General features: G+C 38.1%; 15 protein-coding genes. 11 read left to right on the top strand and 4 right to left on the bottom strand.

The window, feature by feature from the left end; all coding sequences use genetic code 11:
* The first annotated feature begins 533 nt into the window (after nucleotides 1-533).
* The 3 genes from H6G68_RS15930 (at nucleotide 534) to H6G68_RS15940 (ending at nucleotide 5,216) form a co-directional block, all read left to right on the top strand.
* Entirely contained in the window at nucleotides 534-2,390 is a 1,857-nt protein-coding gene (locus H6G68_RS15930; protein ID WP_190907519.1) for an NAD(P)H-quinone oxidoreductase subunit F, read from the top strand.
* A 94-nt stretch (nucleotides 2,391-2,484) separates the two neighbouring features.
* On the top strand, nucleotides 2,485-3,984 hold the full coding sequence (locus tag H6G68_RS15935) for an NADH-quinone oxidoreductase subunit M (RefSeq protein ID WP_190907520.1): 1,500 nt from the start codon (nucleotides 2,485-2,487) through the stop codon (nucleotides 3,982-3,984).
* Nucleotides 3,985-4,085: 101 nt separating this feature from the next.
* Nucleotides 4,086-5,216, top strand: coding sequence for a CO2 hydration protein (locus tag H6G68_RS15940; protein ID WP_190907521.1), 1,131 nt, complete (start codon nucleotides 4,086-4,088; stop codon nucleotides 5,214-5,216).
* Nucleotides 5,217-5,526: 310 nt separating this feature from the next.
* Here H6G68_RS15940 and H6G68_RS15945 read toward each other — a convergent pair whose 3' ends face one another.
* From H6G68_RS15945 to H6G68_RS15955, 3 genes are all read right to left on the bottom strand, one after another.
* Complete coding sequence (locus tag H6G68_RS15945; RefSeq protein ID WP_190907522.1) at nucleotides 5,527-6,594, bottom strand: fatty acid desaturase; 1,068 nt, start codon at nucleotides 6,592-6,594, stop codon at nucleotides 5,527-5,529.
* A gap of 218 nt (nucleotides 6,595-6,812) precedes the next feature.
* Nucleotides 6,813-7,865 (bottom strand): fatty acid desaturase, encoded by a 1,053-nt coding sequence (locus tag H6G68_RS15950; protein ID WP_190907523.1) that lies wholly within the window; start codon nucleotides 7,863-7,865, stop codon nucleotides 6,813-6,815.
* Nucleotides 7,866-8,136: 271 nt separating this feature from the next.
* Nucleotides 8,137-8,952 carry an acyl-CoA desaturase gene (locus tag H6G68_RS15955; protein ID WP_190907524.1) on the bottom strand — a complete coding sequence of 272 codons (816 nt, stop codon included), beginning with the start codon at nucleotides 8,950-8,952 and terminating at the stop codon, nucleotides 8,137-8,139.
* 88 nt (nucleotides 8,953-9,040) lie between these two features.
* Between H6G68_RS15955 and H6G68_RS15960 the strand changes: the two genes are divergently transcribed.
* Nucleotides 9,041-10,270, top strand: a complete 1,230-nt coding sequence (locus tag H6G68_RS15960; RefSeq protein WP_190907525.1) for a methionine gamma-lyase family protein — start codon at nucleotides 9,041-9,043, stop codon at nucleotides 10,268-10,270.
* Nucleotides 10,271-10,311: 41 nt separating this feature from the next.
* Nucleotides 10,312-10,689 (top strand): GxxExxY protein, encoded by a 378-nt coding sequence (locus H6G68_RS15965; protein ID WP_190711856.1) that lies wholly within the window; start codon nucleotides 10,312-10,314, stop codon nucleotides 10,687-10,689.
* 35 nt (nucleotides 10,690-10,724) lie between these two features.
* Here H6G68_RS15965 and H6G68_RS15970 read toward each other — a convergent pair whose 3' ends face one another.
* Nucleotides 10,725-11,918, bottom strand: a complete 1,194-nt coding sequence (locus H6G68_RS15970) for a Coenzyme F420 hydrogenase/dehydrogenase, beta subunit C-terminal domain (protein ID WP_190907526.1) — start codon at nucleotides 11,916-11,918, stop codon at nucleotides 10,725-10,727.
* 234 nt (nucleotides 11,919-12,152) lie between these two features.
* On the opposite strand from H6G68_RS15970, the gene tcmP reads away from it, so the two are divergent.
* The 6 genes from tcmP to H6G68_RS16000 all read left to right on the top strand — a co-directional run bounded on the left by tcmP (nucleotide 12,153) and on the right by H6G68_RS16000 (nucleotide 17,909).
* A complete protein-coding gene (tcmP, locus tag H6G68_RS15975) occupies nucleotides 12,153-13,451 on the top strand; it encodes a three-Cys-motif partner protein TcmP (protein WP_190907527.1) in 1,299 nt (432 codons plus the stop codon).
* A gap of 44 nt (nucleotides 13,452-13,495) precedes the next feature.
* Nucleotides 13,496-14,440, top strand: a complete 945-nt coding sequence (locus H6G68_RS15980) for an SPL family radical SAM protein (protein ID WP_190907528.1) — start codon at nucleotides 13,496-13,498, stop codon at nucleotides 14,438-14,440.
* A 204-nt stretch (nucleotides 14,441-14,644) separates the two neighbouring features.
* Nucleotides 14,645-14,890, top strand: a complete 246-nt coding sequence (locus H6G68_RS15985) for a UPF0175 family protein (RefSeq protein WP_190907529.1) — start codon at nucleotides 14,645-14,647, stop codon at nucleotides 14,888-14,890.
* Nucleotides 14,887-15,384, top strand: a complete 498-nt coding sequence (locus H6G68_RS15990; RefSeq protein ID WP_190907530.1) for a PIN domain-containing protein — start codon at nucleotides 14,887-14,889, stop codon at nucleotides 15,382-15,384. Before H6G68_RS15985 ends, H6G68_RS15990 begins: the two co-directional genes overlap by 4 nt.
* 87 nt (nucleotides 15,385-15,471) lie before the next feature.
* Entirely contained in the window at nucleotides 15,472-15,990 is a 519-nt protein-coding gene (locus H6G68_RS15995; protein WP_190907531.1) for a hypothetical protein, read from the top strand.
* 203 nt (nucleotides 15,991-16,193) lie between these two features.
* Nucleotides 16,194-17,909, top strand: coding sequence for a DnaJ domain-containing protein (locus H6G68_RS16000; protein ID WP_190907532.1), 1,716 nt, complete (start codon nucleotides 16,194-16,196; stop codon nucleotides 17,907-17,909).
* Nucleotides 17,910-18,047 lie beyond the last annotated feature (138 nt).

The following is an 18,047-nucleotide window of genomic DNA, read 5'->3' on the forward strand; positions in this document are numbered from 1 at the left end:
ATAAATTACTATAATAGTTTGTAATAAAAAAGTTTTAAAAAACTTAACAAAACTTAATAGCCCCTCTCATGAGATCAAAGTTCACGGATTCCTAGAGGGGACGCTTATGCTTTATAATTTCTTTATTACATTTAGAAAATAACATTCATAACCAGGGCTAATCCTATCGGATCTGGGGCATCCAGAGGCTGTATATTATACTGTCTCAGTCTTTTTTCATGTTTTGCTATCTGTACATAGACTAATTAAAAGATATATAATTTTTTTTAATATATTCTATAAAATTCTTTGTTCAGAGTAGAAATAGAAATTTACAACCAGAGAATTTCTGAAAACATATAAAAGCATTTAAATATGTAAAGTTATATTTAACTGCCATTTAATAACGGAGGCTAAAGTAAAAATGCTCATTTAAGTTTATGGTAAAAATAGTTAAGAAAAACTTGATTTTAGCAAAATTAATTTTTTTTTAGCGAATGATGGTTTTAAGGCTATTTAAGAAACTAAAGGTTGAGTGATCAAGGAAAATCTAAATGAATGAGTTTTTATATTTTACAAGTTGGTTTGTGCCTTTTTATAGCTTATTAGGTGCTATTTTAACCTTGCCGTGGGGAATGGGAATAATTCAACGTACAGGGCCAAGACCTGCGGCCTACTTCAACTTGTTGACGACTCTTTTGGCTTTTTTCCATAGCTTATTTGTATTTAACGATATATGGGAGAGAGAACCAAAAACCTTAGTAGTTAATTGGTTCCAAGCTGCGGATTTCAATTTATCATTTGCGTTGGAAATCTCACCAGTCAGTATAGGGGCAATAGTTTTAATTACAGGATTAAGTCTGTTAGCCCAAATTTATGCCCTGGGTTACATGGAAAAAGACTGGTCGTTAGCACGCTTTTTTGGACTGCTAGGATTTTTTGAAGCCGCACTGAGTGGTTTAGCGATTAGCGATTCTTTGTTCCTCAGTTATGCCCTATTAGAAGTTCTAACCCTTTCCACTTACTTACTGGTGGGATTTTGGTATGCTCAACCATTGGTAGTCACAGCAGCGCGAGATGCTTTTTTAACAAAGCGGGTGGGAGATTTGTTACTGCTAATGGCTGTGGTCACACTTTCTACTTTAGCAGGTAGTTTGAACTTTTCCGATTTGTATGAGTGGGCGCAAACTGCTGAGTTAAATCCACTAACATCAACCTTGTTAGGTGTGGCTTTGATAGCCGGACCTGCGGGTAAGTGCGCTCAATTTCCCCTGCACCTGTGGTTAGATGAGGCAATGGAAGGGCCTAACCCAGCGTCGGTAATGCGAAACTCACTAGTGGTAGCTGGTGGGGCTTATGTGTTATACAAGATTCAACCATTGTTAGCACTATCGCCAGTGGCACTGAATGCCTTGGTAGTTATGGGTACGGTGACAGCGCTAGGTGCAACATTGGTATCACTAGCCCAAATTGATATTAAACGGGCTTTATCTCACTCAACCAGTGCCTATATGGGATTGGTGTTTTTAGCAGTGGGCTTAGAACAAGGGGGCGTGGCTCTCATGTTACTGTTAACCCATGCGATCGCTAAAGCATTATTATTTATGAGTTCTGGTTCAATCATATATACCACCCAAAGTCAAGACTTGACAGAAATGGGTGGTTTGTGGTCACGAATGCCAGCTACTACCACCGCCTTTGTTGTCGGTTCAGCAGGAATGGTGACATTGCTACCACTGGGAAGCTTTTGGGCAATGTTAGGATGGGCTGATGGCTTAGTGAAAGTTAGCCCTTGGGTAATTGTGGTTTTAGTGTTAGTCAATGGCTTGACAGCATTAAATTTAACTAGAATCTTCCGCTTAGTCTTTTGGGGAACACCACAGCCGAAAACCCGCCGCGCCCCAGAAGTAGGTTGGCAAATGGCCTTCCCCATGGTGACATTGACTATATTGACACTACTATTACCCCTGATGCTTCAGCAATGGTATTTACTACCTAGCTGGGAAAGTATTGATTGGTATATATTATTGTCGTTACTAGCTTCTACCTTATTGGGTGTGGGTATTGGTTCGACAATTTATCTGCACAAAGCTTGGTCAAGATCAAGAATTCTGGCTTGGAGATTTATCCAAGACTTGTTAGGTTATGACTTTTACATTGACCGAGTTTATCGCCTCACTATTGTCAGTGCAGTAGCTTTATTATCCAGGATTTCTGCATGGAGCGATCGCTATTTAGTAGATGGTCTGGTAAACTTAGTCGGCTTTGCGGCAATTTTTAGCGGGCAAAGTCTAAAGTACAGCATTTCTGGTCAATCCCAAGGCTATATGTTGACTATTTTGGTAGTGATTAGCGTCCTGGGTTTTGTCATCAGTTTGTCATTAGGTTTATTCGATAAATTACCTTTTTAGGAGGCTGGAGGCAGTCTTGCTGGAGATAATGATGATTTTTCTCATCTTCCCACCTCCCTATCTTCCCACTTTCCCATCTTCTTAACACTTGCTTATGCTGAGTACGTTGATTTTGCTGCCGTTGCTGGGTGCAACTCTAATAGGTTTCTATCCTGCTACTATGAGTGGGAAACTTTCCCGCAGATTGGCTTTAGGCTGTGCTGTAATTACTTTCTTATGGACAGTTTTTCTAGCCATTCAGTTTAATCCAGGGGAAATTGGACAACAGTTTCCTGAGTCACTGCCCTGGGTAGATGCTTTAGGCTTAAACTATAATTTAGGAATAGATGGTTTATCATTGCCACTGGTATTGTTAAATGGACTTTTAACCTGCATTGCCATCTATAGCAGCGATGAATCTCTTCAACGTCCCAGATTTTATTATTCCTTAATCCTACTGTTAAGTGTTGGGGTAATTGGAGCCTTTTTATCACAGGATTTATTGTTATTTTTCATATTTTACGAGTTGGAACTGATTCCCCTCTATCTGCTAATTGCAATTTGGGGTGGTGAAAGACGCGGTTATGCAGCGACTAAATTTCTGATTTATACTGCTGTTTCCGCCATCTTTATTTTAGCCAGTTTCTTGGGAATGGTTTGGCTGAGTGGTTCTCCTAGTTTTGGACTAGGGACTTTGAACGCCCAAAACTTATCTTTGGCCACACAACTGTTGCTACTAGGAGGAATTTTGGTGGGTTTTGGCATTAAAATTCCCCTCGTTCCTTTCCATACTTGGTTACCAGATGCCCACGTCGAAGCTTCCACACCAATCTCTGTACTGTTGGCTGGAGTATTGTTGAAATTAGGAACTTACGGTTTATTGCGGTTTGGGATGAACTTGTTACCTGAAGCTTGGGCATATGTAGCCCCTTGGTTGGCAACATGGGCAGTGATTAGTGTGCTGTTTGGTGCATCTTGTGCGATCGCGCAAACAGATATGAAAAAAATGGTAGCCTATAGTTCTATCGGACACATGGGCTACGTCTTGTTAGCCGCTGCTGCTGCCACACCTGTAAGTGTATTAGGTGCTGTCATGCAAATGATTAGTCACGGCTTAATTTCCGCCCTGATGTTTCTGCTGGTGGGAGTTGTATATAAAAAAGCAGGTAGCCGTGATTTAGATGTGCTTCGCGGGCTGCTAAACCCAGAACGGGGAATGCCTGTGATTGGTACTTTGATGGTTTTAGGAGTTATGGCCAGCGCAGGTATACCAGGAATGGTGGGGTTTATTTCCGAATTCATCATTTTTCGGGGTAGTTTAGCCGTTTTCCCCATCCAAACATTGATATCAATGCTAGGTACAGGTTTAACTGCCGTTTACTTCTTAATTCTGCTCAATCGTGCCTTTTTTGGGCGTTTATCTGCACAGGTGAGCAATTTACCCAGAGTATATTGGAGCGATCGCATTCCTGCATTTATCCTAGCTCTATTAATTGTCATTTTCGGTATCCAACCCTCTTGGTTAGTGCATTTAACTGAACCTACAATCACAGCAATGGTAAACACACCAAACCTAGTTGCAACTGTGTCAGTAGATAAACCTGGGAAAACTTAAAAAGTGTTGGGTTTGTAGTAGTGCTTAATCTCTACTACAATCTCATCTGTCACTTCCTTTCCCTCAACCTTATTTATTTTTAATTGTCTGGAGAAATAGTAATGCTTAATGTTAAAAATAGACCTGTAAATCACCCTTTATCGGAATATATTAAACGCTTAGAAAATGGAGAAGCATTACTTAAAGATACTCCAGAAAATGTTTTGGAAGTAGTTGGTATTCTCAAAAGCTATGGTGTAGTTTTAGATGCTTATTCCCAAAACCTCATTTACATAGCTGAAAATCAGTTTTTAGTAATTTTTCCCTTTTTTAAATACTTTAATGGAGAAGTTTCTTTCTCAAAATTACTCCATCACTGGTGGCATGACAGAATTAATTTTGAGTATGCTGAATATTGCATGAAAACCATGATGTGGCATGGTGGCGGGGGATTAGATGCATATCTAGATACAAAAGAATTTCAAGAATTAGCTAAAGCTGTTATTACTGCTAAATTAACAAATGATCCCTTAATGCAGGGACTGAATCAACTTTTTCCAGACTTTTTAATAGAACAGTTACGCGTCTCTGCTTATTACACTGGTTTGGGTCAATTTTGGCGGGTGATGGCAGATATGTTTCTGAGCCTATCAGATCGTTATGATCAAGGCGAAATTACATCAATTCCCCAAGTTGTAGATCACATTAAAACAGCTTTGGTAGCAGATGCAGTTAAGCCAATTACTTATGCAGTCAAAATTAGGGATAAAGTCTATGACATTATTCCCAAATCAGCAGGTTTAACTTTTCTTGCCGATACAGCAGTACCTTATGTAGAAGCTATTTTCTTCCGAGGAACTCCTTTCATGGGCGTAGTGTCCTACAATGCCCAAGCATATCAAATTCCACCAGATCAATCTCGATTTGAGTATGGTGCATTATACGCAGATCCTTTACCTATTGGTGGTGCAGGTATTCCCCCCACCTTGTTAATGCAGGATATGCGCCATTACTTACCAGAATATTTACATAATATTTATCGTCGCAGTCTTCGGGGTGAAGATGATTTGCGGGTACAAATTTGTATGAGTTTTCAAAAGTCGATGTTTTGCGTAACTACAGCAGCGATTTTAGGATTATTACCTTATCCGCTAGATACTCAAGATTTAGATGAAAAAAAAGCAAATAGAGTTTATTTACAAAAGTGGTTAGATAGATTAAAGAATTCGCAGATATTGACAGTGAATAAATAATATGCTGTCCGATTGACTACTTATAATTAGACATCTGGTGGAAAATAATGTAGAGCCGAGAATCCCTACCCATGTAACGTCTCTACAAGGGTTCTAGGAAACGCACATTTAATTTTCACTCCTATGTCTATTAGGGAACCGCGCGGGGAGGCTGAGAGTTTTTTGATAAGCAATTAACCGGACTTGATATAAGAGGATTCCCAGATTTCAACACCTAAAGTAGACAATTTTAAACAAAAAAAAGTCCGCCGGGGCGGACTTCATTTATATAAACCCACACTTCTAGTCTGTAGGGAAATTGGAAGACAATTTACTGATTATGTGAAGTGTAATAAACCTTGCTTCCTGTATCTGCAACAAAATGACAACTGACAGCAGAACGCCATAAAGACTTCCAAACAGGCTCTTTTGATTCGTGGAAGTACTCACCCATAATTGGTTTAATCGCCTCAGTTGCCTTCAACAAATTGTAGTGAGGCATATTGAGGAAGATATGGTGAGCAACATGAGTACCAATATCGTGATGGATATGATTGATAAAACCGTAATCTCTATCAACACTAGAAATTGCACCTTTTAGGAAAGTCCATTCTTCCCCACGATACCAGGGAATTCCCGGCTCAGTGTGGTGTAAAAATGTCACCAAATCCAGCCAAATGATAAACCCAATGTATGGACCAGCATAGTATTTTAACAACCACATCCAACCCCATTGATAGGTGAGGAAACCTAACAAAGCTACAAAGCCAATCCAGAGTGTGGTGCTAGTAATGATATCCCATTTTTCCGAAGGCTTGAAAAGCGGACTACTGGGTGAAAAGTGAGACCCTTCTTTACCGGGAGAACGCTTAAACAAATACACTGGATAAGCCAACAAGAACACATAAAAACGCCCTATTTTTTGTAATAAGGGCATCGCATTGTACTCTGATTCAGATATGGGATACCAGCTTTCATCATTCTCCAAGCTGCCAGTATTTTTGTGGTGAGTTCTGTGACTAATTCGCCAACCGTGATAAGGAACTAGAATGGGAATATGGGAGAGATGACCAACTAAATCATTCAACCATTTATGCTTAGAAAAAGATTGGTGTCCACAGTCATGACCAACTACAAACAAAGCCCAAAACATTGTTCCTTGCATTACCCAGAAAATTGGCCAAAAATACCAAGAATCTAGATAATTAGCAACTGCATAAAGCAGACCAATAATCAAGATGTCACGAAAAAAATAATAGAGTGATTTGGTCACGCTAGGCTGAAAACATTCAGCAGGAATTGCAGCTTTTAAATCCTGAAGAGTAAAGGGTAACTTAGTAGTTTCCTCAGATGATTCAGAGCTATCTGATTTGTTGAGATTGATTGTATCTAGTTGCACTGGATTTGGTAATTTGATGTAAAGCGAAACTTATTTCGTTGGTAATTGATATTACCTTAATCTATGCCAAATTGGGGAAATTTTTAAGACTTGCCTAACTTAAAATCAGGTGAAAGATGGCAATTTCCCTCAGACTATTTCTGCGTGGAGAATTGCCATAAATAAATTCAAGAGGATAAAAGTTAAATTCCTAACTATCATCCTGAATTATTAATTTATTAACCTGCGTAATGTTCTGAGAAAGTCTTATAGCCCACATCAGTTGTGTAGAGTTGACATTCGTCTGTAATTTGCTTCATCAAAGACCAAGAAAACTTACACTCATCATGTAGATAAATGCTCCAATTTTCTTTAATACTGCTATAAGCCAAGCGCAAATTATAAGAAGGAATAGCAGTAGAAATATGATGGGGAACGTGAACGTTGATATCGTGGCAAAGAATTTCTACCCACCGAGGATAATCACAGTGAATTGTACCAAATAGCTGCGCTAAAGCTTCATTCCACTTATCAGCTGTTGTAAAGGGAACATCTGCGGTTGTATGGTGAACGATTGTGAATGTACTCATCCAGAAATGGTAAACCATCCAGGGTATAAACCAGAATTTTATAAATCCCCAAATACCAGTTGTAGCAATGAGTGTGGGGAAAACAATTGCTGCAAATAGCAAAACCACAGTTACAGAAAGCTTGACGCTAGATTGGTCTTTTGGTTGGAATTTTCGTGCATCAAAATGTACAACTGCCCAATGTCCAATAGAACCTACCCACCAGAGGCGTTTCTCCATAAATAATACAAACGCAGACTGTCTGGTTTTATCCCAACTTTGAAAAACTTCAGGTCTGATAGGATGCCAAGCATTATCTTCATCCAGCTTGTTTGTATGTTTATGGTGATAATTATGTTTAATGCGCCAACTATGGAAGGGATAAATTAAAGGCATCATAAAGAAATGCCCCACTAAGTCATTTACCCAACGACGTTTAGCAAATGAACGATGACCGCAGTCATGTCCGATCACAAAAAAACCTGTTAAAGCAGTTCCTGTAAAAATCCAGGCTAGAGGTAAGAGGAACCACGGAGAAATTGCTAGAAAGAAGTAGCCTAAGCCAGCCATGAAGAGGCTAAGTATGGCTTGTGTCCAAGCTTTGCGACGATTTTTCTGAAAACATTCTTTTGGCAGACTTTTGATAATATCTTTAAGTTTCAGTTGGGAATTACCAAAGTCAGTAGAGACGTTATTTATCTGGCTGTTAATTGTTGTAGTCATGAATACCTGAAAAAGAACAAAATCCCCTACAAAGTCACTAAAAAGTAACTAGTCGCAAAGTTTTGTAACATTAATTCTTCGGATTATAGCAAGCTAAGTTACCGTAACGCACGGACAAAAAAAATTTGCTAAAAATTTCCGAAATGAAGAAAAAATTTTGTAGTGTCTGGAGAAAATGAATTAATCTCCACAAGCCAACAGTCAATAATCGCCAGTCAATAAATAATTAACCGTATGACTATTGACTATGTGACTATTTAATAGTATTGAGTTACTGCTTTCTGTCTGCCAGCTTTACATTTGTAGCTAGGCCCAGTAATTGCAGTAATTGAATTGTCATCCAAGTCATATCAATTTCCCACCATTCTAAGCCATGACGGGCTGAGTATTGAAAGGCGTGGTGGTTATTGTGCCAACCTTCACCAAATACTAGTAGGGCTACCCACCAGCAGTTAGTGGATCTATCACCAGATTCATGACTGCGATAGCCAAATTTATGGGTAGCACTGTTAACCAACCAGGTACAGTGGTAAACCCAAACAATACGAAAGAAAATTCCCCAAACAACAAAAGACCAGCCACCTAAGAAAAATAGTGCTAAACCCAAAGCAATTTGTAAGAAAATGAAATTTTTCTGTAAAAACTGATAAACTGGGTCATCGATAATGTCTTTGGTGAAACGGGGAACTTCATCGTGAGCCGGAGCGAAATGAATCATCCAGCCCATATGGCTCCACCAGAAACCTTTATTTGAATCATGGGGATCTTTTTCTGTATCCGAGTGCAAGTGATGGATACGGTGTGTACCTACCCACTCAATCGGTCCGCCCTCACAGGAGAATGTCCCAAAAATAACTAGGACATACTCTAACCATTTGGGTGTTTGAAAACTACGGTGGGTAACAAGACGGTGATATCCGAGGGTAATGCCTAAACCACCAGTCACCCAGTAGAGAAATAATGCAACACCAACGGCGTTCCAGCTAAAGTTACTAGGAACTAAAGCGAACAGAGCGCCGACGTGGAGTCCAACGAAAAATAGGGTGTTAACCCAGTTAACTTGAGGTTTAGAAGTAGCAATTGTCATGCAGTAACCTGAATAGAAATTGTTCAGCCTAATCTGCGCGATCCTAAAATCCGCATATTTATATTTTATTTTTTTGGATGAGGAAACGATGAACAGCTTAGAGCAGCTGCGGCAAGCAGAACAGGCACTATTAGAGATTTTTTCTGGTATTGACGCTCAGGTCAAGCATAATCTTAAACGAGTATTAGATGCCTTTCGTCATCACCGAGTAGGCGCACACCATTTCGCAGGCGTAAGTGGCTACGGACACGATGATTTAGGAAGAGAAACCTTAGATAAAGTATTTGCCGAAGTGATGGCTGCCGAGGCTGCGGTGGTGCGAGTGCAGTTTGTTTCGGGAACTCATGCGATCGCCTGTGCGCTGTTTGGTGTACTCCGTCCTGGGGATGAAATGTTAGCAGTGGTTGGTTCTCCCTACGATACACTAGAAGAGGTGATTGGCTTGCGAGGACAAGGCCAAGGTTCCCTTATTGATTTTGGCATAAATTATCGACAATTGGAGTTAAGTTCTCAAGGAACAGTAGACTGGCAAGCATTAAACACTAGCGTTACTGATAATACTAAGTTGGTGTTAATCCAGCGTTCCTGCGGTTATTCTTGGCGGCCTAGCTTGTCGATTAGCGATATTGAAAAAATAGTCCATATAGTCAAACAGCAAAATCCCAACACCATTTGCTTTGTAGACAACTGCTACGGCGAATTCATACAGACCCAAGAACCCACAGCCGTAGGTGCTGATTTAATGGCAGGGTCATTGATTAAAAATCCTGGGGGGACAATAGTTAGTGCTGGTGGTTATATTGCCGGTCGGGCTGACTTAGTAGAAGCAGCAGCTTGTCGCCTAACCGCACCTGGTATTGGTAGTGCTGGAGGTGCTACCTTTGATCAAAATCGCCTCTTATTTCAAGGGTTATTTTTAGCACCCCAGATGGTAGGTGAGGCCATGAAAGGAACTTACCTCACAGGTTATGTATTTGACAAACTTGGTTATCCAGTCAATCCTGCACCTTTAGCACCCAGAGGAGATGTTATCCAAGCGATTAAACTTGGTTCTGCTAAAAAGCTAATTGCCTTCTGTAAAGCCATCCAACAGTCTTCACCCATTGGTTCTTATCTAGACCCCATACCCGATGATATGCCGGGGTACGAGAGCCAGGTAGTGATGGCTGGGGGGACATTTATTGAGGGGAGTACGTTGGAGTTATCGGCAGATGGTCCATTGAGAGAACCTTATGTGGTTTATTGCCAGGGAGGGACGCATTGGACTCATGTATCTCTAGCTTTACAGGCAGCTATTGAGGCTGTGGGGGAGGCATGAATTAAGATTTTTGCACGCAGAGGCGCAGAGGCACAGAGAGTATGATTGAGAATGAGATTTCGGGAGTTATTGTTGATGTGGCTTACAAGGTTCACACTTCTTTAGGGCCTGGTTTGTTGGAGTCGGTGTATGAGACGGTGATGGATGTTGAGTTAAGGAGGCGAAAGTTGGAGGTGGAAAGACAGGTAATTATTCCCATCATCTATGAGGGTGTGGTTTTGGAGGAGGGTTTCCGGGCTGATTTGATAGTTGAAGACAAGGTGATTGTCGAACTCAAATCAGTGGAAACTATCCATCCTGTACACAAAAAGCAACTATTAACCTATCTACGCCTTGCTAATAAGAAAGTCGGACTACTAATCAACTTTAACGTCCCACTCATCAAAGACGGCATCACACGAGTAGTAAACGGTCTCTAAAAACTCTCTGTGTCTCTGCGCCTCTGCGTGAGAATCTATTCCGGTAACTTATACTGTCCCACTATCCGTTTCGCAAACTCCGGTACGTGGGCTGCCAACTTCTCCCCATGATTCCGCTTCACATATAAGTAATTTCTCGCAAAGTGGGAATCTATGGAAAATCTCGCATATTCCAGTCCTTTGGGTCCAATTTTATCTATCACTACTCCCATCAATTTTGCTGCCCACATCGGTAAGGTAACGGCTTTGTCATAAGCTGGTATGCTTTGTTGTACAGCGGGTTTGCGATCGCCTTGAGACATAACTGGCTGGGTATCAAGTTGGTCTTTCACCAGTTCCAGCATTTCTTTTCCTGTATCATTTCTGACTACTATCCATTGCCATTTGTAGGGTGCGCCCATATACCCAACGACTATATCCGCTAGGGAGTTGACGTAATCGAAGCAACTCATACAAGATGGGGCGAAGATGTCTTTAAGGACGTTGGTTTTTAAGCCAAAGAAGGGTACTGTTTCTTCTGAACCGTCTTCGTGTTTGAAGTGGACTCGGAAGTCTTGCATGAATTCGTAACTGACGACTGTTTGGGGGGAACGGCTGGTGGTTTCTAGGAATTTTTGCAGTCCAGCGCGGGTAACGTTATCTACGCATGGTGTTCCGAGGACATAGAGTTTTTCTAAACCGAGTTTTTTCTCTACGGCGCGTAATGCTTGGATTTGACAACCTACACCAATCACTAATAACCGTTTCATTCCTGATTTTTCTATCTGTTCTAATACGGATAGGTTGGGGGATAGGGTAGGTTTATTTACTTTTGCTGCTAGTATTTCTTCGGTGGTTCGCGCGATGATGGGCATGGGTTGAAAGCGGTCTTCTTTGGTGTTTTGGACACAAACTACGCCTTCCACTAAGCCACGATTAAGCATTTCTATGGCTATGCTGCTAACTATACCTGTCCATTGTGCGCCTTCTATGGGTTGTTGTTTTCTGGCGGACATCATTTCTTGATGAACACCGAAATATAGTTCGTTTTCGTCTTCTAGGTTGCGGGGGCGGTTATGGGTGGTGGTTTCTAGTTCGTCTATTCTTTGGGTGATGAAGGCGCACGCTTCTTTGACGTAGTGGATATAGTAGGTGTCGCATAGTCCGCATTCGCTACAAAGTTCTTTGGCGGGGCGCACGCTTCCGGGTTTGAGGGCTTTGGCTTTTTTGTGGGATTCTATGGATGTCATTTATTTTGTTTATTTTTACTAAATATGGCTTTTATTACCTTACCGTTAGGGATGTGAAGTTGGCGTTTTGAGTTGGATAAGAGTTTTTTTATATAAAAGTACAAATATGTAAAAAAAGATGAATACTATTACTTTTTATACACATTCAATACTAGAACTTGTATAATTATGTCTTAAAAGATCGCAAATAACTTTAAACCAAATTGTACTAATTGTAAAAAAGGATAATCAATTGTGAGTAATTCTGATACCAAGTGGTCTGCTAATGGTGAAGAAATTCCTGATGTGGAACAACACACAAAAACTAAACATCTACTAACAGAGCAATATGTAACCGATTTAATTTATACGCTTTACGGAACAGGTCAGCGAGGCGTTACAAACTTTACTTTCATTGATGGTTTTTGTGGAGGAGGTATTTACAATGACAAGGACTCTCATAGTCTTTGGTTTGGTTCACCTATTCGTTTAATTCAAGCTGTTCGAGAAGGTTATTTAAAATCAAAAAGAACTTATCCTTTAAATATTAAGTTTATCTTTATAGATAAGAAAAAAGAACATTTAGAATGTTTAAAAAATATTGCAATGTCTCAAGCAGAATTAGAACAATTATCGGATGAAAAACAACACACGTTTAAAAGTGAATTTGGTGAATTGATAGAACAGTGTGAGTTTATTAATGATGAATTTGAGAGTCAAGTGAATTATTGTGTTTTTCAAGCTGACAACAGAAAGGGTCATTCTCTATTTATTCTTGATCCCTTTGGGTGGTCTGATGTTTCTATGAAAAGTTTTAGAAAAATCAATAGTCTCAAAAAATCAGAAATTATCTATACATTTATGGTTGATTTCATTAAAAGATTTATTTATGATCCAAAATGGCAAGCAAGAGAAACTTTTGCAAAAATCTTAGAAACAGATGGCTATTTTGATCTTGATCACTTTCAAACATTAAATACATTTGGAGAACAAGCAGAATTTAGAAATGAATTCATGAGACTATTTAGAAATAGAGGTAATGCTAGAAAAATCATTAGTTTTGCTATGATGCCTAATAATAATGATAGAGTTTTATATTATTTATTTCATATTTGTAGTCATTTAAGAGCTTTGGAAGTAATGAAAGATGGTAGCTGGAAATTTAATAATTTAAACTATCAATATCACTATGATATTTATGGATTTGGATTTAAAGCAGCATTATTTTATGAAGATAATCAGTTGGATTTAAAATTAGATATTAATCAAGATAGTCAAACAGCTTGCATCAATAGATTAAGTAAAAATTTAGATAAAATTATACATAATAATCCAGATGGGATTTCCTTTAAAGATTTATGCAATAAAACAATGGAAATAAATCCAGCAACTAGACAACAATATTTTGAATATCTTAGTTTATTAAGAGAAGCTAAAGAGATAGAAGTCATTAGGAAAGGAAAAAAAACAAATAGTCAAAAATTAGAAAATGGGGATATAATTAAAATATCACCACAACCAACTCTATTTAATATGCGTGATTATATATCATAAATAATTTTTAATACACAACTTAACATATAACATATAATAAAATCATGATTACTGGAACGGAAAAAATAATTAATCCACTGCAAAAAAGTGCTTTAAACAAAAAAAGTCTATGTGACTATGTTGTTAATATTGCTTCTGGTTGTTTACATGGATGTACATTTTGCTACGTTCCTTCAACACCAAGTATTAGAACTCAACAAAAAAAATTACGTCAAAAAGGTGTCGAAAATCCTCAATTAGACTGGGGTAAGTATCTATTTATTAGAGAGGAAGTTCCTGAAAAATTAGATCAAATATTAACAAGAAAAAGGAAATGGGAAAAAACACCTTCCGGGAAAGGAGTAATTTTACTTTGCTCTGGAACAGATCCATATCAAAATAAAAAAACAGCAGAAATTACTCGTAGAACAATAGAAGTTTTAATTAAACACAATAAAAACGTAAGAATTTTAACTCGTGGCTTGTTATGGCAAAATGATTTGGATCTTTTGACTCATCCAAACATTTCTATAGGAATGAGTATTCCTTGTATAGATGATGAACTACTAAAAAGAATTGAACCACAAGCACCTTTATCATCGGATAGATATAAAGCACTGCAAAAAGGATATGAAGCCAAATGTCGTTTATATGTAGCTATGGCTCCAACTCCTCCTATGATGACTTTAGAAAATTTTAAGTTTAATTTAGATCAATTTATGAAAATTAACCCAGAAGTAATTTTTTGGGAACCAATTAATGCTAGAGGAACAAATGGCAAAAGAATGTTAGCTGCTGGTCTTGATTTTGCTAAATCGATTATGAGTAGACAATCTTGGGCAGATACTTTTATTAAACAATGGAATGATATTGAAATAGCTGCTCAACAGGTTGGGTGCTTGGATAAACTACATATTTGGCCAGATCCTTCTTTGAAAGGTTTTGTTAGTGAAGAAAAACTTAATAATTGGTTATATAGACCAACTATAGAGAAATGGAATAGCAAATAGAAATTTGATAAAAATATCCTGATGAATAAATAATATTCTATTAAATGAAAGTATGTAACAATTGTATATCTTAAAATAGATTGCATAAATATCAATATTCATTCAGCTAAAGCTGAATTTTGATATTAGCTATGAAATGAATTTCTTGGCGGTCTTGATTTATTAAAATAAATTATAATAATAGTGGTTTAGAGGATTATAAATATGAGCGTAGTCATTCCTAATGAAATATTAACCACAACTCGCATGAATGAAGAGGAAATGAAGCGAGAAATTGCGATTATGCTCTTTCAAAAAGAAAAGTTAACTCTTGCTCAAGCTAGTCGCTTTGCTGGTATGAATCGTATAGCATTTCAGCATTTACTCGCAAGTCATCAAATCCCAGTGCATTACGGAGTTGAGGATTTTGAACAAGATATCAAAAATTTACAGGAGATGGGTAGATTGTGATTATTGTCAGCGATACTTCACCTATCAATAATCTTGCAGCTATTAACCATCTTCACTTGTTACAACAGCTTTACGGAACAGTCCTAATTCCTGAAGCTGTTTATCAAGAATTAACTGATCCTGATTTTCCCGTAGCGGGTGCAAAAGAAGTACAAACTTTTACTTGGATTCAAACTCGTGCAGTTCAAGATCGGATAATGGTTCAAGCACTTAGTAGTGAACTTGATATCGGGGAAGCAGAGGCCATTGTTTTAGCTTTAGAAATGAAAGCAGAACAGGTTTTAATTGATGAACGTCGAGGCCGCATGATTGCTGCTAGACTCAATCTTAATTATACCGGAATTTTAGGAATTTTAGTAGAAGCGAAAAGTCAAGGTTTGATTTCTACTGTTAAACCTCTGTTAGATGATCTTATTAATAAAGCAGGATTTTGGGTTGCTGAACCTTTGTATAAAAGTGTTTTACAGCTAGTTGATGAAACAGAAATAAAGTAAAATTTGGTATTGTATTTTATCATAAAACCGTAATCTTTGAAAAAGTATTACACCGCAAATAAACTTACAAACACATTTAATAACTCCATGCGTAATGTTCCCACCCAATCTTTAACCATAGGAACAAGTATTCTTTTACTTTCCCTATTTCCTTCCTTTAACGTCCAAGCGCAAAAGGGAGCAAATAAAATCGAACTCAAAGTTTATAGTGAAAACGAGCAAAAACATAGTTGTCCACAGAAAGTTATTGCTACTGAAACTCCCCAACCTTATCGAGAAGGTGGTTTTGCTACCGACGGCTTTGTGAATTTGAGCGAATATGCCAATAATATTTCTATCAGTGCAAATAATAGCTTTAGTACTACATGGGTAGGAACATTAAAACCAAAATATGCCAAATGCTTTGCATCTGCTGGAATAACCAAAATTGATGGAGAAAAATATACTGGAAATACTAATTATCTAAGGCTGCATTTTGTTAAGGGAAAAGTTTATTTTATTCTTGATTTAGCGGGTGGTTCTGATCCTAATGAATATCCCTTAATAGTTCTCAAACAGGGAATAAAAAAAGGTAATCCCGTGTGGACTTGGGGTGGAACTGATTAATAAAAAGTTCAGAGAATGATAATTATCTAAACTCCATTTATAAATAGTAACTATCATAGTGAGTTTTTGTGAAGTCCGGTGTTTTCTGATTTTTACATATTTACTAGGTAAATGCTATCATCAGAAATGATAGATTATTAGATCACAGATATAAACATCCTGTAAATCCTTAAATCCTATAAATCCTGATTCTGATAATAAGCATGAAACCAACATCCCAAACAGGTGCAGCATTCATCACCACTGGAACGCTAACAGGTGCGGGTATTTCCTCCATAGTTGGTGGAATCGGAATAGCTGGAAGCTTTGGCGGTGTGGGAATAGGTGCTGCTTCTGTAACCGCTGCGGGTGCTGTTGTTGGTGCTGCTGCTTATGGCGCTTTTCAAGGAATCACGGAAGGAGATACAGTAGCCTTTGGTGCAATGGGTATAGGTGCTGTTGGTAGTGTTGGCGTTTTCAGTGTTGTTGGTGGAATAGGATTTGTTGCGCCTAAAATTGGTTTAGCTTTTGGTATTGGTACAGTACCAATGGCGGGAATTGGTGCGGTTTTAGGACTTGCTGCTTATGGTGTGGCTAAATTATTAGATGATTCTGAATTTAAAGAAACTCCCATGCACCTTTTTGAACGCATGGAGGAAAAAGTTTTACAAAATGATTACTATAATGAAGCATTACTAGAGTTATCTGGTGATGATCTTAATGCCAAATTCACAGCTTTAGAAGTTGAGGAGGAGTTAAAACAATTAAAAGCTAAAATAAATGTTGAACCTCCACAAATTAAACCAAAAATATTAACGATAACTCCTCAAATAACGGGAATTTGGCAATGTGTAAAAACTTTGAAGGGACACACAGCCACAGTTAATGCTGTAGCTATTCATCCTGATAACAAAACGTTAGTTAGTGGTAGCAATGACAGACAAGTTAATTTATGGAATTTGCAAACCGGAAAATGGCTTTATACTTTTTCTGGACAAGCTGAAGCTGTGTTATCTGTGGCTATTAGTCCCGACGGAAAACAGATAATTAGTGGGAGTGTAGATCGCAAAATCAGCAGTTGGCTATTAGAAACAAAAAAATATAACTGCACGTTCTCTTATTTAAGTTCTCCCTATAGTCATAATGGGTTTGTCAATGCAGTTGTTTATAGTCATAATGGTAATATTATTGCTAGTGCTAGTACAGATAAAACTATTAGAATTTGGGGAAGCTACACAGGATCAGTTAAACGCACTTTAAACGGACATACGGATGCAGTTTTATCTGTTGCTATTAGTCGTGATGGTACAACCCTTGTTAGTAGCAGCGCTGATCAAACTATCAGGATTTGGAATTTGCAAACTGGTGAAAACCGCTATATTATTAATCAGCATTTAGCAGCAGTAAATACACTAGCAATTACTCCAGATAATCAAACTCTAATTAGTGGTAGTGCAGATAAGACAATTAAATTATGGAAACTCCAGACTGGGGAATTACGCTGCACTCTGAAAAGACACTCAACGGCTATTTCTGCTATTGCTATTCACCCAGATGGTAAAATTATTGCTAGTAGTAGTCAAGATGGAATTATTAATCTTTGGAATATCAAAACTGGGGAATTATTAGAAACTCTTTCTGGATTTAGTCCCCTAGCTTTTAGCGCCGATGGTAAAATGTTGATTAGTGGCGGTAAAGGTGGAACTATCAAGATTTGGCGACAAGTTCAAAGCGGTGATAATTTATCCTTAACAGGAGAATGGTGGGAAATTTTAGGTGTAGAACCCAAAACTCATCCTAAAGACGTAAAACTTGCCTACCTGAGATTAGCCAGATTATATCATCCTGATATTAACAGTTCTGTCAGTGCTAAAACTGCCATGCAAGCAGTTAATCAGGCATATCAAAAGTTTCAGCAGCAATTAAGCACACCTAATTGATCAACAAAGCAATAAAGATTTTAGGATTTTGCTACTATAAGCTCTATTTTGAAATAGCTATTAGTGTAGTATATATATACCTTCATCAGTATTAATCCCCCATTGTTTAACCGTTTATATTGCATATTCGTAAAAAAC

It is taken from the genome of Anabaena catenula FACHB-362, from assembly GCF_014698735.1.
GTDB lineage: Bacteria > Cyanobacteriota > Cyanobacteriia > Cyanobacteriales > Nostocaceae > Anabaena > Anabaena variabilis_A.